Annotated in this window: 18 protein-coding genes and 3 tRNA genes; 12 read left to right on the top strand and 9 right to left on the bottom strand. The window is 27.7% G+C overall.

Annotation, left to right across the window (positions count from 1 at the left end; all coding sequences use genetic code 11):
• Positions 1 to 85: 85 nt before the first annotated feature.
• From gyrA to CRV02_RS00495, 8 genes are all read left to right on the top strand, one after another.
• On the top strand, positions 86 to 2,665 hold the full coding sequence (gyrA, locus tag CRV02_RS00530; RefSeq protein ID WP_129088692.1) for a DNA gyrase subunit A: 2,580 nt from the start codon (positions 86 to 88) through the stop codon (positions 2,663 to 2,665).
• Positions 2,665 to 3,702, top strand: a complete 1,038-nt coding sequence (locus CRV02_RS00525; RefSeq protein WP_129088691.1) for an aspartate-semialdehyde dehydrogenase — start codon at positions 2,665 to 2,667, stop codon at positions 3,700 to 3,702. The genes gyrA and CRV02_RS00525 overlap by 1 nt, the downstream gene beginning before the upstream one ends.
• On the top strand, positions 3,702 to 4,226 hold the full coding sequence (locus tag CRV02_RS00520; RefSeq protein ID WP_258239195.1) for a YqhA family protein: 525 nt from the start codon (positions 3,702 to 3,704) through the stop codon (positions 4,224 to 4,226). Before CRV02_RS00525 ends, CRV02_RS00520 begins: the two co-directional genes overlap by 1 nt.
• A 17-nt stretch (positions 4,227 to 4,243) precedes the next feature.
• On the top strand, positions 4,244 to 5,281 hold the full coding sequence (gene hemE, locus CRV02_RS00515; protein WP_129088690.1) for a uroporphyrinogen decarboxylase: 1,038 nt from the start codon (positions 4,244 to 4,246) through the stop codon (positions 5,279 to 5,281).
• A complete protein-coding gene (locus CRV02_RS00510) occupies positions 5,282 to 6,199 on the top strand; it encodes a radical SAM protein (RefSeq protein WP_129088689.1) in 918 nt (305 codons plus the stop codon).
• A gap of 74 nt (positions 6,200 to 6,273) precedes the next feature.
• Positions 6,274 to 6,348 (top strand) — tRNA-Asn (locus CRV02_RS00505).
• 43 nt (positions 6,349 to 6,391) lie between these two features.
• Positions 6,392 to 6,466, top strand: a tRNA-Asn gene (locus CRV02_RS00500).
• A gap of 33 nt (positions 6,467 to 6,499) precedes the next feature.
• Positions 6,500 to 6,574: transfer RNA gene (locus CRV02_RS00495), tRNA-Asn, on the top strand.
• A gap of 297 nt (positions 6,575 to 6,871) precedes the next feature.
• On the opposite strand, the gene CRV02_RS00490 is transcribed toward CRV02_RS00495, so the two are convergent.
• The 5 genes from CRV02_RS00490 to CRV02_RS00470 all read right to left on the bottom strand — a co-directional run bounded on the left by CRV02_RS00490 (position 6,872) and on the right by CRV02_RS00470 (position 11,382).
• Complete coding sequence (locus CRV02_RS00490) at positions 6,872 to 7,966, bottom strand: site-specific integrase (protein WP_129088688.1); 1,095 nt, start codon at positions 7,964 to 7,966, stop codon at positions 6,872 to 6,874.
• 80 nt (positions 7,967 to 8,046) lie between these two features.
• Positions 8,047 to 8,370 (bottom strand): helix-turn-helix domain-containing protein, encoded by a 324-nt coding sequence (locus CRV02_RS00485; RefSeq protein ID WP_129088687.1) that lies wholly within the window; start codon positions 8,368 to 8,370, stop codon positions 8,047 to 8,049.
• A gap of 78 nt (positions 8,371 to 8,448) precedes the next feature.
• Positions 8,449 to 9,795: a hypothetical protein gene (locus CRV02_RS00480; RefSeq protein WP_129088686.1), complete on the bottom strand. Its 1,347-nt coding sequence runs from the start codon at positions 9,793 to 9,795 to the stop codon at positions 8,449 to 8,451.
• A gap of 128 nt (positions 9,796 to 9,923) precedes the next feature.
• Positions 9,924 to 10,181, bottom strand: coding sequence for a hypothetical protein (locus CRV02_RS00475; protein WP_129088685.1), 258 nt, complete (start codon positions 10,179 to 10,181; stop codon positions 9,924 to 9,926).
• Between the two features lie 112 nt (positions 10,182 to 10,293).
• The gene (locus CRV02_RS00470) at positions 10,294 to 11,382 is read right to left on the bottom strand and encodes a hypothetical protein (RefSeq protein WP_129088684.1); all 1,089 of its coding nucleotides are present in this window, start codon (positions 11,380 to 11,382) and stop codon (positions 10,294 to 10,296) included.
• A gap of 78 nt (positions 11,383 to 11,460) precedes the next feature.
• On the opposite strand from CRV02_RS00470, the gene CRV02_RS00465 reads away from it, so the two are divergent.
• From CRV02_RS00465 to CRV02_RS00450, 4 genes are all read left to right on the top strand, one after another.
• Positions 11,461 to 13,773: a hypothetical protein gene (locus CRV02_RS00465; protein ID WP_129088683.1), complete on the top strand. Its 2,313-nt coding sequence runs from the start codon at positions 11,461 to 11,463 to the stop codon at positions 13,771 to 13,773.
• Positions 13,774 to 13,901: 128 nt separating this feature from the next.
• Positions 13,902 to 15,488 (top strand): hypothetical protein, encoded by a 1,587-nt coding sequence (locus CRV02_RS00460; RefSeq protein WP_129088682.1) that lies wholly within the window; start codon positions 13,902 to 13,904, stop codon positions 15,486 to 15,488.
• 473 nt (positions 15,489 to 15,961) lie between these two features.
• Entirely contained in the window at positions 15,962 to 16,630 is a 669-nt protein-coding gene (locus tag CRV02_RS00455) for a response regulator transcription factor (RefSeq protein ID WP_129088681.1), read from the top strand.
• On the top strand, positions 16,623 to 17,708 hold the full coding sequence (locus tag CRV02_RS00450) for an ATP-binding protein (protein WP_129088680.1): 1,086 nt from the start codon (positions 16,623 to 16,625) through the stop codon (positions 17,706 to 17,708). Before CRV02_RS00455 ends, CRV02_RS00450 begins: the two co-directional genes overlap by 8 nt.
• A 91-nt stretch (positions 17,709 to 17,799) precedes the next feature.
• On the opposite strand, the gene CRV02_RS00445 is transcribed toward CRV02_RS00450, so the two are convergent.
• The 4 genes from CRV02_RS00445 to CRV02_RS00430 form a co-directional block, all read right to left on the bottom strand.
• Entirely contained in the window at positions 17,800 to 19,488 is a 1,689-nt protein-coding gene (locus CRV02_RS00445; RefSeq protein WP_129088679.1) for a protein adenylyltransferase SelO family protein, read from the bottom strand.
• A gap of 103 nt (positions 19,489 to 19,591) precedes the next feature.
• Positions 19,592 to 22,060 carry an ABC transporter permease gene (locus CRV02_RS00440; protein ID WP_129088678.1) on the bottom strand — a complete coding sequence of 823 codons (2,469 nt, stop codon included), beginning with the start codon at positions 22,058 to 22,060 and terminating at the stop codon, positions 19,592 to 19,594.
• Positions 22,054 to 22,716 (bottom strand): ABC transporter ATP-binding protein, encoded by a 663-nt coding sequence (locus CRV02_RS00435; RefSeq protein ID WP_258239194.1) that lies wholly within the window; start codon positions 22,714 to 22,716, stop codon positions 22,054 to 22,056. Before CRV02_RS00435 ends, CRV02_RS00440 begins: the two co-directional genes overlap by 7 nt.
• A complete protein-coding gene (locus tag CRV02_RS00430) occupies positions 22,716 to 23,324 on the bottom strand; it encodes an arylesterase (RefSeq protein WP_129088676.1) in 609 nt (202 codons plus the stop codon). Before CRV02_RS00430 ends, CRV02_RS00435 begins: the two co-directional genes overlap by 1 nt.
• Between the last annotated feature and the right edge of the window lie 43 nt (positions 23,325 to 23,367).

The following is a 23,367-nucleotide window of genomic DNA, read 5'->3' as shown; positions in this document are numbered from 1 at the left end:
TCATCCTTTTTTTTTGCTTAAAACTACCGAAAACTAAGCCTTTTTTAGATAAAATATCTAAATTTTAGAACAAAGGCATTTATTAATGGAAAACCTTTTTGAAAATCAAGACATAATCGATATTAATATAGAAGATAGTATTAAGAGTTCTTATTTAGATTACTCTATGAGTGTTATTATTGGTAGAGCACTACCTGATGCAAAGGATGGTTTAAAACCAGTTCACAGAAGAATCCTTTACGCAATGCATGATTTAAATATGAGTTCAAGAAGCCCATATAAAAAATCAGCAAGGATTGTTGGGGACGTAATCGGTAAGTACCACCCACATGGAGATAGTTCTGTTTATGATGCATTAGTAAGAATGGCACAAGATTTTTCAATGAGAGCACCATTAGTTGATGGACAAGGTAACTTCGGTTCTATTGATGGTGATAATGCGGCAGCTATGAGGTATACGGAAGCTAGAATGACTAAAGTTTCTGAAGATATCTTAAAAGATATTGATAAAGATACAGTTAACTTTGTTCCTAACTATGATGATACTATGAGAGAACCAGATGTATTACCAACAAGAGTTCCAACTCTTTTATTAAATGGTTCAGAAGGTATTGCTGTTGGTATGGCAACAAAGATTCCACCTCATAACTTAGATGAGTTATTAGAGGCTATTCTTCACGTAATTGATAATCCAGAAGCTACTGCAGATGAGTTAATGCAATTTATTCAAGGTCCAGATTTCCCAACTGGTGGTACAATCTTTGGAAGAAGAGGTATTATTGATGCATATAATACTGGACGTGGAAGAGTAAAAATTAGAGCAAAACACCATATTGAAACTAAGGGTAAAAAAGAAGTTATTGTTTTAGATGAGCTTCCATACCAAGTAAACAAATCAAGACTTATTGAGCAAATTGCAACACTTGCAAAAGATAAACATATTGAAGGTATCTCAGAAGTTAGAGATGAGTCAGATAGAGAAGGTATTAGAGTTGTAATTGAGCTTAAAAAAGATGCAATGAGTGAAATTGTATTAAACAACCTTTACAAGTCAACTCCTATGGAAACTACATTTGGTATTATTCTTTTAGCTGTACATAACAAAGAGCCAAAAGTATTTACTTTACCAGAGTTATTAAATGTATTCTTATCTCATAGAAAAACTGTAATTATCAGAAGAACAATTTTTGATTTAGAAAAGGCAAAAGCAAGAGCACACATCTTAGAAGGTCTAAAAATTGCATTAGACAATATTGATGAAGTAGTTAAAATTATTAGAGCTAGTACAACTGATGCTGAAGCAAAAGAGAGCTTACAAAATAGATTTGGATTAAGCCCAATTCAATCACAAGCAATCTTAGATATGAGACTTGGAAGATTAACAGGTCTTCAAAGAGATAAGCTAGAAGCTGAGTACCAAGAGTTATTAACTCTTATTGCAGAGTTAGAAGCTATCTTAAAATCTGAAGATAAATTAAATGAAATCATCAGAGATGAATTATTAGAAATTAAAGAAAAATACTCTGAAGAGAGAAGAACTGAGATTGAAGATTCATATGACGAAATTGATATTGAAGATTTAATTCCAAATGAGCCAATGGTAGTTACTATTACTCATAACGGATATGTAAAAAGAGTTCCAATTAAATCTTATGAAAAACAAAGAAGAGGTGGAAAAGGTAAAGTAGCCGTAACCACTCATGAAGATGACTTCATTGAGAAGTTCTTCGTTTCAAATACCCATGATACCTTAATGTTCATTACGAATATGGGTCAGTTATACTGGTTAAAAGTATATAGAATTCCAGAAGGAAGTAGATCTGCAAAAGGTAAAGCAGTAGTTAACTTAATTAACTTAAGAGCTGATGAGAAAATTATGGCTATTTTACCAACATCAGATTTCGATGAGTCTAAATCATTAGCATTCTTTACAAGAAATGGTATTGTAAAAAGAACATCATTAAAAGACTTTAGCAACATTAGATCAAATGGTGTAAGAGCTATCGTTCTTGATGATGCTGATGAAGTTGTAACAGCTAAGATTACAACAGTTGAAACTCAAAACTTAATGATTTTCACAAGCTTAGGTCAATGTATTAGATTTGATATTGAGAAAACTAGAGAGCAAGGAAGAACTACAAGAGGGGTAAGAGGTATTAAGTTTAAACATGATACTGACTTCGTAGTTGATGCAGAAATTATAGAAGATGACCAAGATGAGTTATTAACAGTATCTGAAAAAGGTATTGGAAAAAGAACAACTGTAGATGAATACAGACTTACAAATAGAGCAGGTTCTGGTGTTATTTCTATGAAACTTCACCAAAAAACTGGAAATGTAATTGGTGCTGTACTTGTAGATGAAACACAAGACTTAATGGCATTAACATCTATTGGTAAGATGATTAGAGTTGATATGCAAACAATTAGAAAAGCTGGAAGAAATACTTCTGGTGTAATCATTGTGAATGTAGATGCAAAAGATAAAGTTGTATCTATTGCAAAATGTCCAAAAGAAGAAGATGAAGAGTTAAGCATTGAAAATGCAGATACTATGGATGGTATTGATTTAAATGAGTTTAACCTTTCAGATAAAAATGAAGAAACAAGTGAAAACCAAAACGATGGTTTAGATATAAACAATGACGAAAAAGGAAATGAATAATGAGAAAATTTAATGTAGCAGTCGTTGGTGCTACTGGTGCCGTTGGGGAAGAACTATTTAGAGTTTTAAAAGAGTATGATTTCCCTATCAATAACTTAGTTCCTCTAGCAAGTGCTAGAAGTGCTGGAGACAAAATCGAATATGCAGGAAAAGAGTATACAGTTTTAGAGTTAACTGATACTGTTTTTGAAGAGCAAGAAGTAGATATTGCATTCTTTAGTGCTGGTGGAAGTGTATCTGAAAAATTTGCAAAATTTGCAGTTGATGCAGGTGCAGTAGTTATTGATAATACAAGTCACTTTAGAATGGATCCAAATGTTCCATTAGTAGTTCCAGAAGTAAATCCAGAAGATATTGCAAAATGGAGAGAAACAGGAATTATTGCAAACCCAAATTGTTCAACTATTCAAATGGTAATGTCATTGAAGCCATTAGATGAGTTGTATGGAATCAAAAGAGTTGATGTATCAACTTATCAAGCAGTATCTGGTGCTGGTAAAACTGGTATGGAAGAACTTGTTAAACAAATGCAAGACTTCTTTGCATTTAAATTAGATGAGTCTCAAAAAGAAGCATTTGCTCACCAAATTGCTCTTAATGTAATTCCACAAATTGACGTAGCTCAACCAAATGGATTTACTAAAGAAGAGATGAAAATGATTAATGAAACTCAAAAAATCATGCACAAAGAGATTGCAGTAGCTGCAACTTGTGTTAGAGTTCCAGTATTAAGATCTCACTCTGAATCTATCACAGTTACATTTGAAAATGATGTAGATGTAGATGTAAACGAAGTAAGAGAGTCATTAGAAAGATTTGAAAATGTTGAAGTTATTGATGATTTAGAAAACAATGCATATCCAATGCCAATCATTTCAACTGATACTGATACTACTTATGTAGGTAGAATTAGAAAAGATGTTTATTCTCCAAATGTAGTACACTATTTTAACGTAGCAGACCAAGTAAGAGTTGGAGCAGCAACAAATGCTGTAAGAATCGGACTTAAGTGGGTTGAAATGGAGAATGAAGCTTAATGATGGAAAAAATCTTTGAAGGTGCAATGTGGAAGTCAAGATACCTTGTTCTTCTAGCTGTACTTTTTGGATTATTAGGAGCAGTAGTACTATTTGTAATCGCTAGTATGGATATTTTTGTTGTAGCAAAATATGCCTTTGATACGATAGTTACTAGTGCTCATCCTGAAAACTTTCACGAAGATTTAGTAAGTGGTATTATTGGAGCAGTTGATTTATATCTAATTGCTGTTGTTATGTTAATCTTTTCATTTGGTATTTATGAACTTTTCATATCTCCTATAAAGCATATTCAAGAGATGCAAGATGAACAAAGAGTATTAACAATCACTTCACTAGATCAATTAAAAGATAAAATAGCAAAAGTAATAGTAATGGTTCTTGTTGTAAACTTCTTCCAAAGAGTTTTACATACAGAATATAATGGTGCATTAGAAATGCTTTATTTCGCACTTGCTGTTGCTGCATTATCAGTAGGACTTTACTTCTTAGGTAAAGTTGGTAAAAAAGAAGAAAAGAAATAGATTTTAAAGGTTAATAGATGTCAAAAATTTTTGTAGATGCATGTTTAAGAAAAGAGACTCCTTACACTCCTGTATGGATGATGAGACAAGCTGGAAGATATCTTCCAGAGTATATGGAAGTAAGAGCTCAAGCAGGTAACTTCTTAAACCTTTGCCACGACCCTAAAAAAGCTTGTGAAGTAACTATTCAACCACTTGATATTGTTGGTGTTGATGCTGCTATTTTATTTAGTGATATTCTTGTTATTCCAGATGAGATGGGAATGGATTTAGAGTTTATTAAAGGTTTTGGTCCTAAATTCAATGACCCAATTGAAAAAGAAGAGGATTTAGATAGATTGATTGGTGGTGAAGAAGCTGCTGATAAATTAACTTATGTTTATGAAACTATTAAACTTTTAAAACAAGAGTTACCAGAAGATAAAGCTCTTATTGGATTTACAGGTGCACCTTGGACTTTAGCAACTTATATGATTGAAGGACAAGGAACAAAGACATATAACATTTGTAAAAAGATGATGTATTCAAACCCTGAATTCTTACATAGAATTTTAAGAAAAGTAACTGACGTAGTTAAACATTATATGATTAAGCAAATTGAAGCTGGTGCTGATGTTGTTCAAATCTTTGATTCATGGGCTGCTGCAATTGAACCTGGAAAATATGACGAATTTTCATGGAAGTATATGGTTGAGATTGCTGAGTATATTAAAGAAAAATACCCAGAGATTCCAGTTATTATGTTCCCTAAAGGAGTAGCTGCATTTATCGAAAGAGGTGGAGTTTACGGAAACTTTGATGTATTTGGTGTAGATTGGGGAACTCCAATGGCACTAGCAAAAGAAAAACTTGGTGATAAGTATGTATTACAAGGAAATATGGAACCTTGTAGACTATACTCAAAAGAAGCAACAACACAATGTGTAGAAGCTATTCAAAATGTAATGCAAGGTGAAGGTCACATCTTCAACCTAGGACATGGAATTTTACCTGATGTTCCAGTAGAAAATGCAAAACACTTTGTAAGTGAGTGTCAAAGAGTTTCAAAAAAGTAAATGTCTTATTCAAATAATATTATCTTTGGTCCTATTCCTTCAAGGAGATTTGGAATCTCTTTAGGAATAGACCTTTCCCCTTCAAAAAAACAATGCAATTTTGACTGTCTTTACTGTGAGCTTGAAAAAGCTAAAACAGTTGATACTATGACAACTTATCCAAGTGTAGAAGAAGTAGTCTCAGAAGTAAAAGCTTCTTTCGAAAAACATCCTAAAATTGATGTTATTACAATAACTGCAAATGGTGAGCCAACTTTATATCCAGATTTAGAAAAATTAGTTGATGAACTTAATAAAATAAAAAAAGATGCAAAGACTCTTATTCTTTCAAATGGAAGTACAATCTATGATGAAAAAATTTACAAGGCACTTCTTAAAATTGATACTGTAAAGTTATCATTAGATTGTGTAAGTGAAAAGTGTTTTAAAAAGCTTGATAGAATACATGATGGAATTGATATTGAGAAAATAGTTGATCATATGGCTAAATTTAGCCAAGAGACTAATAATATACTTGTATTAGAGGTTTTATTTGTAAAAACACTAAATGACAAGGAAGAAGAGATAATAGCTCTTTACGAAGCTATTAAGAAAATCAAACCACATAGAGTGGACATTGGTACAATTGATAGACCACCAGCATATAATGTAAAACCAGTCTCTTTTGAGACTTTAGAAAATATTGCAAATAACTTTGAAGGTATTAATGTAAATATTGCTTATAAAAATAGACCAAAACTTGAATCAAATTTCTCAGAAGAAGAAATAAAAGCAATGTTAAAAAGAAGACCTTTAACACAAGAAGACATAGATAATATGTTTGATAGTGATAGTAAAATGAGCTTAGAAAAGCTATTAAAAAATCAAGAAGTTACGCTTGTAGATAGTAGTGGAGTTAAATTTTATAGAAAATTATAAAAATTATAAAAAATCACTTGACAAATCAAGTATTTTTTACTATAATTCCAACCCATTTAAGAGGAAGAATAGATTCCGGCATAGCTCAGTGGTAGAGTAGATGACTGTTAATCATTTGGTCCCTGGTTCGAATCCAGGTGCCGGAGCCACTTATCATTCTTTTAGATGAACAATTTTAAATTTTATATAGATTCCGGCATAGCTCAGTGGTAGAGTAGATGACTGTTAATCATTTGGTCCCTGGTTCGAATCCAGGTGCCGGAGCCACTATTTAAATTTAAAACTTTTTTCAAAACAAATTCCGGCATAGCTCAGTGGTAGAGTAGATGACTGTTAATCATTTGGTCCCTGGTTCGAATCCAGGTGCCGGAGCCACTTTTTATTGTAACCCCTACAAATAGGATATTCCCACCTTAATTTTTTCATTGATTGCCAGTTTGACTGCCAACAATTGACAAATTTTTTATATACTTTTAATTTCTTATAAAAATAATTTTTTTCACTCTTTAAAAAAAGAACAATAAGTGATTGACAAACGACTGCCAAAATGACTGCCAAAATTTGTAATTTAACCTATAATTCAAGTGATATTAGAGAAAAATACTATTAAAAATATACAAGAAATTAAAAAAGAGAGTAAATGAGTTTTTGACTGCCAAAATGACTGCCAAACTAGATAATAGAGTTTAAAAAGACACCTCTTTTAATATGCGGTTTCTTCATGTATCTAGCATATTTAGATAGGGTTGTTGTAGAGTCAATATGACCCATCATATTAGCTACCCAAAGGATATCTTCATTTTCTATCATCATTGTTGCAAAAGAGTGTCTTGTATGATATATAGGTCTATATTTGAAATCACATTTTGCAAGAAGTTTTTTCCAATATGTATTTCTTAACCTTTTAATATCATAATAATGATTACCCTCTTTATTCAAAAAGACAAACTCACTTATATCTGCTGTTCTTTCATATTGTTCTTTTAAAAATGGGATTAGTGTATCAATCATATCAATAGTCCTAATACTATTAATAGTTTTAGGAAGTCTTATTAGACCCATTTTGATACTTCTTCTAATAGTGATTTCTTTTTTCTCAAAATCTATATCTTCCCATTTTAAGCCTATTAACTCTCCACTTCTAGCACCAGTAAAAAATGCAGTTGCAAGAAAGTTTTTAAATTGTCCTTCTGCATTAGATAGAAGAATTTTAATTTCTCCAATTTTGAAAGGTTGTATTTCAGGAGGAGCAACTCTAGGAGCTCTTACTCTAAGTAGAGGATTTTTATCTATAATCTCATCATCTATAGCATCATTGAAAAGTCTAGACATTACTTTTCTAACTGTTTTAACTCTACTAGGACTAAGTTTTTTAATTGTTATTAAATCGCTTTGCCATTTTTTTAAGTCAGATGGTTTTATCTCATATATTCTTTTGTGTCCGAAAACACTTTTTATATGATTCCTATAGATACTTTTATAATCAGCAGTTGTATCTTCATTTCTATATGATTTATGCATCTCTATTGATGTATGAATAAATTCATCAACTGTTAACATTTTACTTTGAAAGAACTCACTTGTATTTTCTTCAAGTGCTAAAAGCATTTTAGGAATAATATGATTTTCTGCTTTTCTAATATTTTCTTTTGTAGCAGGCAAACCAAGTGATTTTCTTTGTCTTCTTCCTTCATCATCGACAAAGTCTACTCCTAAATATTTACTTCCATTTTTTGTTTTTGTTATTCTCAATTTTACTTTTGACATTGATTATCCTTTTTCAGATAACCATTATCATCATAAATACAAATGTAATTATAATCCATAATAGTTAAATAATCAAAATATTATTTTCTAATAGAAGATATAATCTCCTCAATAGTTTCATCTATATTTAGATTTGTAGTAGTCTTTGGACTTTCTCCTTCAATCCATTTATCAAGTTCATATCTATTAAAGATAAGCTTTTTTATCTTTTTATGAAAATGTACACCTTGAACAAACTCCCCAGACCTAATTAGTTTTCTAATACTCTCTTCTGAGTAGCTAATATACTTAGCTGTTTCACTTACAGATAGCCACTTCTTTTCATTAGATACTTTTTCTTCAAGAGTATTGATTTTTTCTAATATAGTGTTTATTTTTTCATGGGTTTCAAATGAGATATACATTTAAAATCCTTTTATCTGTTTAGGGGAGGGGTGTAACCCTCATTTCTGTTTATACTTTTTAAAAAAGTATTAAAAGGTTTAATGCTCATAATGCACCTCCTTAGTTGAAACATTAGGAACTAAATCTCTTTTAAGAGCTTCTTTTAGTGCAACTTCATAAATATCTTTATTCCTTTTTGATTCATGTTGGGTTAGTTGAACCTTTTCTAAGTATCTAAGTAAATCATAATCACTTAGTGTTGATACAGATATAGTCTTAATTGGTTCAATTATTGTCTTATCTTCTAATTGTCTAAGATGTTGTTTTGAGTTATCAGGATTGATAACTTCTATATCTATATATCTTTTCTTTAGTTCTTTATTTGAGGTTGTTTTATTTTGTGATTCTTTTGCTTTTATAAATAAGCTAGATAAGTATTCACTATCTATTAGTAAATTATTTATAAATGCTTTTCTAAGTAAAGCTATATATTCAAACTCAAATTTGTTTTCATCATAAATAGATACTTTTCTTTTTACTCTTTTTAAACAAATACTTGATTGTAAGAAAGAGACTATATTAAACTCATCTTTTACCTCTTGCCATAGGCTGTGAGTTTTTGCTTTATACTTATTATGCTTTAAAGTATCCTCTGTAATAGATGTAGTATCTATTAGTCTTATATCTTCCATAGCTTGATTAAATAGATTCTTTGCATTATGTAGTAAGTCTTCTACTGTTAATATCTCATAGGCTCTTAAATGAGTTCTATTCATTTGAAACTCTATATTAAATAATGGTTCATCTAAACTAAGGTCATTGTTTAAAAAGTACTCATTCATAAGCTCATACTTCTTTGACTTTTTAAGCTCTAAACCTTTATTATAAATTCTTAGTTTAAATGGTTCTTTTCCTACATAGATAGTTTGTGTACTGTTTGCATCTCCTATCTCATTTATAGTTGAATACTTTCTTTTTCTTGTACTAAACATATCTTTTGAAATAAAAGATAAATCATACTGTATAAAACAGTTTATGTCTGCTCTTGTAACTGGTATATAATCACTTATATACCCTTTTAGCATATCTTTTAATAAATCTATCAAGGAACTAATACCAAGGGTATAAATACCATTTCCTTGAAGCTGTACTCTTATATCATTTAAACCTCTGTTTTTATACTTGTCTTTAAATCCAATTCTAAAAAACTCATTTAAATCTTTAAACCAATAAAAGCCTTCTTTCTTTCCTAAATAGTTTAAATGTATATCTTCTATAGTAATAGATATATCATTGTTCTCATATTCAATTTCTCTTTTTTCAAACTTTCCTTTTATATCTTCTATTTGGTCTAAAATATCTAAAAATAAATCATCATAATTTTCATTAGATTCAAAGAAGAAATATAAAGTATCAATGCCATAAAGTTTTTTTATTTCACTCATGTTTTTTTCTCCTTGTGTTTAAGCAAGGGGTATTACTAATAACCCCTAACTTTTTTGTTGCGACACCTTTAAAAAAATTTAATAAACCTCCGTTTATCAAGATTTTTTATAAATAGTGTCCCCATAGATTAAAGACCATAGAAACTATACTTAGATGATATGATTCCTACATCAACTTCAACCTCTTTGTTCTCTTTTCCTTTGTATAACTCAATCTTTGAATCAGGAATAGAAATTGTGTGAAGCTCTTTTACCTTTGTTCCATTTGCTCTTACTACTTCTGCTAAGATTTGAAGCTTTGCTTTTGTTTCAACTTCTAATCCATCATCTTTCTTATACTTGCTTTTACCAATTGTATTAATTAGTATTCCTTTTAGTTTTAACATTGTTTATCCTTTATGTGTTGTTTGGATAACGCGTTATCTTTTAATGTAATTACAAGGAGGATTATAGATTAGATTTTAGAATGATAGAAATGACTTTTTTTGTTTAGGAAGATTAACTTTTTTCGTTTTTAGTACTGTAAAGATACATCAATTCGAGTTTTATATAATCAATATGAGCATTTCTAAAAATATTTATAAATTCATCAATAGGGTATGATTTTAGTTTTTTATCAATAGATATTGCTTTATTTTGAATAGTTTTAGCAAGTTTTTTTTCTTCTTGTTTTGTATAGATGGGTTTATTCTTTTTATTATAATGTGAAAAGATAGGAAGATAGTTAAATACACTATGAACATAAATATCTTGTGATAACTCTTTTTTTGTATAGTCTTTTCTTGAATCTAAATCATAGAGTATATCATTACATAAGCGATTAGTTAAATCAAGTGAATCATTTTCATTTAGACACATTCTTTTTGTAAGAAATGTATATACTATAATCATTGAAGAGTGTTTTATTTTATTCTCTGAATAGTTCTCATACATAAAATAATCAATAGTTTTAAATAAAATATTGACTACATCATCATCTATTTTATTTAAAGATATTAATTTTTCCCAATTAATGACATTAAAGTTTAGGGCAATAGTGTAGATATAAAACTTAGCTCTTTTTTCATACTTCTTTGTAGTAAGTAGTTTTAGAATATTTTTTATTAAAGTATATGAAGCTTTATCTTTTCTATTAAGTCTTAGATTATTAGAAATAGATTCAAACTTTTTATATCTTTGATTCATTTTTCTTTTATCAAAACTAACATTGAAAATAGTATCTTTTAAATCATCTTCATGTTTTGTTCTAATAATATATGCTTCATGATAATTTGTAATAAAATTTAGTAAATTAAAGCACTCTTTTAAAATGATACTATCATTAAATTTAATAGCTTCACTTTCTAAGTGTTTGTTATATGGATAATTTGAGTATATTAAGTCTCTTCTTTTTTTTGAAACATCAAATAACCAATATTCTAGTTCTTTTAATTCTGACTTGGAAAATATATTAAAATCACTATTGGCTATATTTTCAAAATATAAATCCATAGTATTTTTCACATACTCTTTTTTATGAATCCATCCTTCTATATATTTCAGATTTGGTGTTTTTATTTGATTTAGGTAGTTATAAAATTTACTCATAAGTACTATTATAATAAAATGAATTATAAAAATGAATTATAAATAGTTAGTTTGTGGTTTTTATAAAAAGGTGACTTTATGAGTGATTATGATTTTTCAACTTTAAATGATGAAGAGTTTGAAGATTTATCAATAGAACTAATTTCTATTGATAAAGGTCAAAGATTTGAAACATTTAAAGCAGGAAGAGATGGTGGAATAGATGGTAGATTTATATATGATGATGGAAATACTGAGATTATTCAGTGTAAGCATTATCTTGGAACAGGTTATTCAGGATTGATTTCATCGTTAAAAACTAAAAAGAATAATATTAATGAAATAGATAAAGTGAATAATTTAAATCCTTTTAAATATATTTTTACTACATCTTTATCTCTTAGTGCAAAAAATAAAAAAGAAATTAAAGATTTATTTCATCCTCATATTAAAAATGAAAATGATATTTACGGAAAGAAAGATTTGAATTCAATACTATCAAGTAATCCTGAAATAGAAAAAAAGTATTATAAACTATGGTTAAGTAGCACAACTGTCTTGGATAGAATAATAAATAGTGCTTTAGAGAATAGAAGTGAGTCTTTACTTGAAGATATGAAAGAAAAAGCAAAGTATTATGTTATTACTAATAACCATAAGGAAGCTATTGAAAAAATAGAAAGTACAAATATACTTATTATTGCTGGTGAAGCAGGTATAGGTAAAAGTACTTTAGCAGACAATATATGTTTACACTATATAAAAGAAGGATTTAAATTCTATGATATAGAAGATTCAATGAATGATGCTCATAGTGCTTACAAGAAAGATGTAAAACAAATATTTTATTTTGATGACTTTCTTGGTGCAACATATCTTAATGCTATTGAAAATAAAACAGATTCTTCTGTTATGAAATTTATAAACAAAATAAAAAAAGACAATAATAAAAGATTTATTCTTACAACAAGAACAAATATATTCAATCAAGGTATAGAACTTAGTGATAAATTTAAAAGCGGAAAAATTCAAAAAAATGAATTTATTTTAAAAATTCAATCTTTAAAAAATATAGATAAGGCAAGAATTCTTTATAATCATTTATTTTTTAGTCAATTAAATTACAAGTTTCGAGAAGAGTTATTTTTTGAAAAAAGATATAGAAATATTATTAATCACAATAATTTCAATCCAAGATTAATTGAATTTATTACTGATGAAGAAAGAATATCAGATGAAAATATTGAAGTAAAAGATTATTGGAAGTATGTAAAAGAAAAATTGAGTAATCCTAAAGATATATGGGAGAACAGTTTTGATGAAGGTATAAATGAATTTGGGAGAATATTAATTGTTCTAACAGTATTAAATGGGAATAGAATAAAGGAAGAGGTTTTAATAGATAGTTATAATAGATATATTGAATTAGCAAATATTCAATCAGTATCACATCAATCAAAAGATTTTAATACTGTTATCAAGAAAGTTGTAAGATATTTTCTAAATAGAAATAAATTTTTTTCTGATAATAACTATACATTATTCAATCCATCAATAGCTGATTTTGTATTAAATAGATATTCTAAAGAAGAAAAAAAACTAAAATTATATTTCAGAGCATTACAAAATAATACTTCATTATCTGTCTTATCAAGTTTAAAAAGAAACCAAATAATCAATACTACTCTATATTCATCAATATTAGAAGAGTTATTAAAGAATTCTAATGTCTCTGATAATACAAACTATTTAATAAGTTTATATGATAAATGTATAAGGATTAAAGACTTTAATATTGATATAAAATTACTTCATAAATTAGTTCAAGGTGTAATAAATGGGAATTCAAATGTTACACTTGTTGAAGAATTTTATTCTATTGTAAATTTATTTGATGTAGATGACTTTAATATTGATAATTTTGATTTTTTTGATAATATAATTTTTGCAATTGATAAAGATATTGATGAAATAAATTGTGCTATAAACTTATATAATTATTTTAATATTGATGATAGTTCAATAGCTAGTGAATTAAATTATTTGATAAGCGAATATATGAAAGAAGAGTTAATTAATGATGCTGATTCTATATATGAACATGATGTTGATTTTGAGGAATCTATGAATGAAGAAGGTCAATTTGAGGTGGTTAATGATAGTGTAGAAGATTTAATTGATAGTTTGTATGAAGATATAGAAAATAGAATCGAATACTTTAATAATATTGATATAGATGAATATGATATTAAAAGTTCAATCGAAATAGATGATATTAAAAGTAGATTATCTTCAGACTATACTTATGACAAATATCAAAATTATGTAAATGATAATGAAGATACAAATTATTCAACTAGTAACTCTTTAGATGATATAGATGATTTATTTGAAAGGTTTCCACGAGTTTAAGTGTAAAGAATACAATGAATTTAGTCTAAATATATTTTGAAATAATTAATAAAAAATTTATTGTAAAATTCAATAGACTTTGCATTAGTAATTAAATAAACAGTAACAGCTTAAAAAGGAGTTTTAAATTGTTTAAAAATAGTATTTGTGAGAACTTATCAGAAAAGATAGATGAAACCAATTTGTTATTAAAAGAACTTATTTATGAAATAAAAGAAACAAGTACGGCAAATGAAAAAAGTATGGACTTTAATGTTGATTTAATGTTGACTAGATTCTTTAATTTATTTGAATTACATGGTATACATATTAATGAAATACCTATAGTAATTGAGAAGAAATTTAACATTACCTATTATGATATATCTTCAAAGAAAAATTTATTAAATAAAATATCTAATGAATTATTAGATTGGCTTGCATGTTTTTTTTCTGTTAATATTAATTGGTTACTTGGTAAAGATGAGTATATGTACAAAATTCATCATTTTGATAAAGATATTTTAGGTTTTTGTAAAATGCTAAACTCAATATCTAAAGAATATGATGATTATGACATTCATTTTATAAAAGACTTTGAATTCGACGTAAATGTTAATAATAATGAATCCCGACAGCATATTTATCCTATTTGCGAGATAAAGTTATTAGAATTAAATGGAAAGAATATATATAAGTATATTGTTTTTGAAGATTATTATTGGAATTATAATCGAACAAGATTTGAATTGAAAGCTCTTATCTATTTAATATATAAAAGTTATGTTGATTATTATAGGTCTAAAATTTATATAAAAGGTCGCTCACTAGAAGAGAATATTGATTATTATGATTTTATAAGAGGAAAATTATCATATGAAGAAGTAATTAGTTTTGGTTATACATGGTATCCAGATGATTATGTTGATGACCCATTAGAAAGTAGTGTTGCAAAAGATAGTGAAGAAAGAAAAGAAGTTTTAAACTATATTGATGAATGGCAATTAATTAAATATATTACTGAAGAGTTAGAGTATTTTTCAACTAACTCAAAGTTACAAAAGAATGAAAGTAAAGATATTAGTTTACATGAAATTGATAAGAAACCAGAGCAGATTGTTCTTTTTGTTGAAGGAGAAACAGATAAACTACATTTAGAAAAGGCATATAATGTATTATATAAAAAGGCTCATAGCTTTAATATAATTCCTTTTAATGGAGTAGTTAAGTTAGAAAGGTCTTTATTAAACTTTCCAAAAGAAGTAAATAATCATATATCAACTAATCCTATAATAGCAATTTTTGATGCAGATAATACGGGAATAAAGAGCTTTAATAAAGTTGTAAAAAAGAGAATTGATAATAATATTGGAATAATTAAATCATTAGATAATCATTATGCAATACTATTGCCTTTACCCTATAAAGATCTAGAAGGACTCTGTGAAATTGAATATCTATATTCAAAAGAATTTTTAGATAAATATGGAATTTTAGAATATAGAGAAAATAAAAAAATTGTTGAGCTTATAGGAAATGATAAGACTGAATTATCAAAAGTTTTCAGGAAGATTGAATTAAATGAAAAACTTGAAAAATTAAAATATTATAAAATTAATGAGAATTTGAAAAAAGAATTTGCCGAGAAAATCTTTAATGATAGTAATTTAGATGAATCAGTATTTGAATCTTTTCGTCCTTTATTTGAGTTGATTGAAAGAGTATTGAAAATTTAAAAAAGGTTGTTCTTTAAAATTAAGAAAAATAATTTTTTTACTTAAAAAAATTGATTGCCAAAAATTGTTTTTAAATACTATTGGATACTAAATAGTACAAAATAGAAAAGTCATAGAAAGTCTGTATTTACGATGATATAGGCTATCTATTGATTTTATTTGGTATTTCCAGGTGCCGGAGCCATTTTTTACTTTCAGAAAAAAAGAAATCAATTTATTAAACAATCTTTTAAAATATTCCTTCGTTAAATCAATTTTTTAATATAGTCATTATCAGACGATAACTCCTACACTAAAAAATTAATTTGCCTTGAACTCTTTCAAAATCTAATTCACTAAATTGATTTTTGGCTTAGTATGTATAATATTATAAATTTAAAATATTTTATTTAGAATACTATTATTTTCAATTCTATAAATATATAATATGTTATTATAAAATTATAATTATATATAGTATTAATGGAGTTGTGATGTTTAATTTTGGTAAAAAATATACTTTTGATGATATTCCACTAAGTGATGTCAATGATTTGAAGAAAAGAATAAAAATTGTAGTTATTGATGATGATAGTAATAGTTTTCCTATGGAAACAATGCAGGACTTTGGTTTTACATTAGAATATTGGAATATAATTGATTCTAAAAAGTTCAAGAGACTAGAAAACAATGAGTTTGATATTATTATTCTTGATATTGAAGGAGTAGTAGATAAAAATGAATTAGGAGAAAAAGATGGTTTAGATATTCTTAAGTCATTAAAGAATAAAAATAAGGAACAAATAATTATTGCATTCTCTGGAAGTTCATATGATATTAGTAAAGGTGAATTTTGGAAAATAACTGATGGATTTCTAAATAAACCTATAAATTCTTTTGATACAAAAGAAATGTTAGAAGAAATTATTTTAACTCATTACTCAACAAATATTTTAATTGAACAACTTCAAAAAATTATTACGACACAGGTTGATAATGCAAGTGATGCGGAAAAGTTAGAGAACTTAATTGTTAAAGCAATAAAGGAAGAAAAAACTCTTGATATAAAAAAAGTTATTAGAGTTGGAATTGCTGATACATCAGGAATAATGACTATATTTACCACCTTAAGTGAAATATATAAAAAGATTAATAATGAATAGAATGCTAGAAGAACATATAAAGTATTCCTTGTATCCTATATTAGATGTAAAAGAAAATCATTATGATGGGATTTTATTTACAAAAAATGAATTATGTAACGAATGCTTAAGTAAACAATGCATGAAAGTTAAAAATAAAAAAGATTATCATATTGAAAAATGTCATAAAGAACTTTTATCTTTTAAAGTAACTATTCAGGGGAAAATATTCATTGTATATGGTTTTAAAAATGATTATAATGGATTATCAAGAACAGATAAAAAAAAATATCAATCTAAAATATACTTCAGAAATTTACATTCTGTTCAAAGATGGGTAGAAAAAGTTAATGAAAATATGAATATACATCATGAAAAGTTAGATGAGAATGAAAAAAACAATTCTATTTTTATTCATGATATAAAGAAAATTTATTCTAGTATTTTAAGAAAAATTGAGTCATATATAAAGAATAATTGTGATACTCCTAAAGATCTGGATAATTGTATTAAAAATGCAGATCCTGATATTCTTAGTATATATAAAGCAATTAATTTACTAGAATATCAATTTAATGTTATAGATTTTGTTTCTAATCCAGATTCTGCAACATTTGGTCATACTAGGCAAATTCATATATATAAAGTAATTGATAAGTTAGTTAGAATTTTTAAAAGTATTTCTAGTAATGAAATTAGAATAGTTGGGAATTCTTTTAATAAGTTATATATATATCATAGTTTTATAACACTAATGTTTATTTTAATTGATAATGCAATTAAATATTCACATGAAAACCAAGATATTGAAATACAAATTGATGATATTGCTTATGATAAAACAAGTATTAAAGTTATCTCATTCAGCCCATATTTAACTCCAGCAGAAAGAAGTGATATATTTGAAAAATATCATCGAGGTAAAAATGTTAAAAAAATTATTTCAGAAGGGCAAGGAATAGGATTGTATGTTGCTAATATAATCGCAGATGCATTAGATACTAAAATACATGTTGATTGTAGTAATAGTATTAATAAAATAGATAATATTAATTATTGTAGTGTATCTTTTGAATTTGAACTTCATCATTTAGATTAATAGCTTGTACCTAGTTAATCTCATATATAAAAATGATATTAACTAGCCTATATTTAAGATGAATAATAAATGTATAAATAATTAAGACAAGTTACGACGAGCAACTCACATGAGAAACTCCAGCTATACCAAAGAAGTCTGAGTCTTTTTTAGCATAATATTTAGTTTCTATTTCAAGTGTTTGTTCTGAATATGGATTTGTCATTATCTCTTGTAGTTCATTTACAAGATTGTAATTTCCTTGTTCAGCTTCTTTATAAGCAGGAACTAATATCCACTCCCTTAGAGTATACTTTGGATTTATAAGCTTCATTTGTTTTGAAAGCTCTTCTTTTTCTTCACTAGAATTTATGTTTAGTAAAGAGTTCCAATTTTTTAGCCATCTATTCCATTTTGATTTGATATCTTCATTTTCAATACTAGTATAAAAACTTTTTTCAAGCTCTGTTATATCTTTTGGTATATTTGATAATTCCCTAAAGAATATTGTGTAGTCAACTTTTGTTTCAATCATCAGATTAATAAGTTCATCAAAAAGTTTAGAATCAAATTTTTTAATACATAGTTTACTTGCCCACATTTTTTCAATTTTTGATTGCATGATTTTAGGAAAATCATTTTCTATTTTTTCAAGTTCATTTATTGATTCTAAGTTTGAGATAATTAGTGGTTTTAAAGCAGAACAAAATGATTTGAAATTCTTTTGTGCAGCTTGTGGTTGATTGAAAAATGAAAAATGTATTCCCCCTCCAGTCCACGGCTGATAGTTTGGTTCAAACATATCTATAAAACCAAAAGGCCCATAATCAAGTGTAAATCCACCAGCTGCACAGTTGTCACTGTTGAAGTTACCTTGGCAGTATCCTACTCGTATCCAGTTGGCTACTAAAGAAGTAAGTCTATCTTGGAACTGTTTAGCTAGTAAAAGTACTTTTTTTTCTAAATCTAAATTATCATCTATAGTTTCACTATATTCCCTATCAATTAGATGTAAAACTATCTCTTCTAGCTCTTTTAAAGCATTTGGATGTTCATGTTTTCTAGCACGTCTTCCAAAAAGTTCAAGTTGCCCAACTCTTATAAAAGAAGTTGCGACTCTTGTAGTAATAGCAACATCTTCTTCAATCATAACTTCAGGGTCTCTTGAATGAGAATCATCTCTAAACCATGGTCTTTGAACTTGTTCTTCTTTTGATGTAAACAGAGTCAATGACCTTGTTGTAGGAATACCTAAAGAGTACATATGCTCTTGAGCTAAAAATTCTCGTACACTTGATCTTAAAACTGCTCGCCCATCTGCACCTCTACAGTATGGTGTTCTTCCTGCACCTTTTAGTTGAAACTCCCATCTTTTGTTATTTAAAACTGCTTCAAAAATAGAGATTGCTCTTCCATCCCCATACCCATTTCCTGTTTGAAAAGGGCACTGTGCATAATACTCATTTCCATAAATAGATAGTGCATATCCTGTGGCCCAACCTTTAGTTCTCATAGGACTTGGTACACTTGATAAATTTCCTGAAAACATTTTAATAAAGTTTTCTTCTTTTAGAAGATTTTCATCTAAACCTAATTGTTCAAAAAAGTTTTTACTATGTGAAATATATATTGGGTTTTTTATTGCAGTTGGCTCAACACATACATAGTGTCCAGAAAATACTTCTCTAGGATTTTTATTTTCCCCGTGAAATTTTTCATCTGGGTCACTAGTAAGGTTTTCTACAAAAGAGTAGTTACTAGTAGTTGCTAATTTTTCAAAGTTATTTATATTTTTATTCATTTTTATTAATCCATTAATCTAGTTAATAAGATTTTTAACATAACTATTTGAAATACATAGAAAAATTAGCATTTAAAAATTTTTATTAAGTGAAAAATAAATATTATTCACCAAAAAGCACATTCTCCTTTTGATGAATAATATTTGATGTAAAAAAGCTTACAACCAAAATAGTTAGTATTGGTATTAGTAAAAAGTAAAGCAGCAAAATATCTGCTCTAAAATCCCAGTAGGACTCAAAAAGTAAATCACTTATAAAGTATGAACCAACACTTCCTAAAACTATTCCTAAAATACTAGCAGTAAGTGAGATAAGACCAAACTCTAGTAAAAAAGAGTTTTTAATAGTCTTATTTTTTATACCAATCATTTTTAGTCTAAGGATATTGTTTTTTTGTAAGTTCATTTGATATTGAATTATAATAAAACTCATAAGTAAACCAATAAATACAGAATAAAAGCTCATCTTTTCAGTGATTGATGAAACATCTTTTACTACAGTTGCAAAGGATTCAAAAAGGTTTTTAACATCTATAACAGTAAGGCTAGGAAACTTATCTGTAAGATTTAAAAGCATTTTTGTTGCATCATACTCTCCTGTAGAGATAGTTGCTAACATAGTTTTTGGAGCATCATTTATAGCTCCTTCTTGAAGTAGTAAAAAGAAGTTAGGAGTAAATTCAGTCCATTTTACTGTTCTTATATTTACAACCTTAGCTTCAAGTTCAAGTCCTAAAACATCAAAAACTACAATATCTCCTAAGTTAATACCTCTTCTTTTTGCATATCTTTTTTCTACACTTAACTCAATAGGTTTAGAAAAATCACTTGAATCATATACTCCACTAAACTCTCTTCCTTCTATAATCTGTTCACTTAGTTTTAAATCATTTCTATATGATAGATTTACAGCTGAATTTCTGGCATTTTCACCTTTTTGTGATTGTTCTTTTCCATTTATTTTAAGAACCCTTGCTCGTATCATAGGAGCTACATTTTCTAGCTTTGCTCCTAGTTTTTCTACTTGCTTATTTATATCTTTTAGTTGTTCTTCTTTTGCATCTACTACAAAAAATCTAGGTCTCTCTTCTACACTTTTTGTTAAAACATTTGATAAAGAACTTCCCACTTGAGGAATAAGACTAAAAAATGCTGTACATAAAAGTATAGCAGTAAATAGTGTAAGTGAAGTTCTTTTTTGTCTTGTGATATTTTTTAAAGCTAGTGATAAAGCTATGATTTGAAGGTGTCCAGTAAAATCAAATCTTTTTAATAAAAAAGAACCTATTGTAAAAAGTAGGGCGATTATTACAAGTACACTAAGAGCAAAGAAAAAACCTATATATTTAGAAGGCGTAACAAAGTGTGAAAGTACAAGTAAAAAGCCTACAAAGGGAAGAAAACTCAAAATAACTTTTGAAAGTTTTCTTTTTTGTCTTTGAACTAATGGCAAGATTAGAGGAAGTCCAATAGATAAACTCAATACAAAAAGTACAATAGCAGATTTTACAAAGAACATATAATCTAAAGAAAAATCAAAACTAAAGTCAATATACTTTTGAATAAGTGGTCCTATAAACTGAGATGATGCAGTTATAAAAGTAAATACTAAAACTGTAGCGATACTTATAAGCACAAAAAGATGAAGTAAATAAGTCATAATAAGATTTCTCTTGCTAACTCCAATATCATTTAATACATAAATATCATCTTGATGTTTTCGTAAAAAACCTGAGTAAAGATATATAAGTCCAACAAGACCTAAGAAAAATGAGATTAAAGATACAAGAGACAAGAAGTTTGTCAAGAAGTTTAATACTGCTATTAGTCTATCTCTTCCATCATTTGGTGATAAAACCCTAAGTGTTCTATCTAGTTGTGATTCTATTTGCTCTTCTAATACTTCTAGTTTTTCATTACTTAGGTTTTCTTCAAAGAGGTAGTTTAATTTATATCTTGCAGTTGAGCCAAACTTTAGAAGCTCACTTCTTTTTAAAGCTTCAGGGCTTAAATAGATTTTTGGCATAAAACCACTAAAGCTAATATTCTTTAAGCTATCTTCTTTAATAACTTTTCCTATAGTATAGTTTTTACTTCCTATTTTTAAAGTATCATTTGCTTTTAGTTCAAGTAGGTCTAAAACCTCTTGATATACCCAAACTTCATTCTCTTTTGGTAAGGTTTGTTCTTTTGGATAAGTTGAATTATCATTAAAGGTTAAACCACCATAATATGGAAAACCTTCGTTTATTTGAACAAGTTCCATTAGTCTTGCTCTTTTGGAAGAAGCGACCATACTTACTGTTGATATACCTTCATCATAAGCTTTGATTTGAGGAAGTTTGTTTTTTATTTGCTCTTTTTGTATGTCACTGATTGGAAATCTTGAAGATACAACTAAATCAGCTCCAAGTAGACTTTTTGCTTTTTCATCAAGGGATGTATCTATACTTGTTTTAAAAAACTGTAAATAAGACAGCGATGCAATAGCTAAACAAAAGTTTAGTATAAATATAAAACTAAAAGATTTAGACCTTTTTAAAGCCTTTGAAACTAGTTCAACAACTAACATCTTTTTAGGTTTCCTGCAATTAACTCATAAGTCTCTTCACATCTTGCAGCTACATCTTTAGAGTGAGTTACTAAAACCAAAGTAGTATTATTCTTTTTGATTAGTTCAAAAAGTTTATCCATAACAGCTATTCCTGTCTCTTCATCTAAGTTTCCACTTGGTTCGTCTGCAAGTATTACCTTTGGATTGTGGATTAAAGCTCTAGCTATAGCAACACGCTGTTTTTCTCCACCACTTAACTGTGATGGTAAGTGGTCAACTCTATGACCTAAGCCTACACTTTCTAATAATTCAATAGCTTTTTCTTTTGCATTTTTTATTCCACAAACCTTTGCAGGAAGCATTACATTTTCTAGGGCATTTAAGTATGAAACTAAATGAAAGTTTTGAAAAACAAAACCTATATTTGTTGCTCTAAAATCATTTATATCTTCTTCTTTCATATTTTTATATGAAACATTATCAAGTAAAATATCTCCATCATTTGGTTTGATAATACCAGAGATTAGTGAAAGCAAGGTTGATTTACCACTTCCAGATTTTCCCATGATAGCAACTCTTTGTGCCTTTTTTACATGGAAGTTTAAATTATCATATATCTTAACTTCTTGTGCTCCTTGAGTATATGATTTTTTTAGTGCTTTAATTTGTAACATTATAGTTCTTCCTTTAGAAACTTGAATACTTCTTTTGCCATGATTTCATGACCTTTTGCATTTGGATGTATTCCATCTGCTTGATTTAGTCCTTGAACTCCTGCTACATCTTTTAATAAAAATGGCATAAATTTAAGCTTGTACTTCTCTTTTAGTTTTAAATACATATTTGCAAACTCTTTTGAATAAGCAGGTCCATAGTTTGGTGGAATAAGCATACCAGCTAATAATACTTTTGCATTTGCTTTTTTTGCATGGGAGATTATTTCTTCTAGGTTTTGTTGACTTTGTGTAAGGTTTAAGCCTCTAAGTCCATCATTTGCTCCAAGGGCAATAAAAACAATATCAGGCTTTCTTTTTAGATACCATTTTAGCTTAGATAGAGCATCACTAGTAGTAGAACCGCTTACTCCACCATTTATAGCTTTGATATTTTTATTTAGATTAGTTTTTGCTAATTCTTGTACTAAACTTGGATAAGCTTCACTTTTTGATACTCCCAAGCCTTCTGTTAATGAGTCTCCTAAAAACAAAATTGTTTTAGTACTATTATTTGCAAATAAAACTTGTAGCGTAATTATAAATAGGATAAAAATTGTCTTTTTCATGCTGAATACTAGCAAAAGATAATGGGCAAGTCAATTAAGTTTA

Source organism: Arcobacter sp. CECT 8989, assembly GCF_004116715.1.
In the GTDB taxonomy this organism is placed as follows: Bacteria; Campylobacterota; Campylobacteria; order Campylobacterales; family Arcobacteraceae; genus Halarcobacter.
This window is presented reverse-complemented; position numbering and strand designations above follow the sequence as displayed.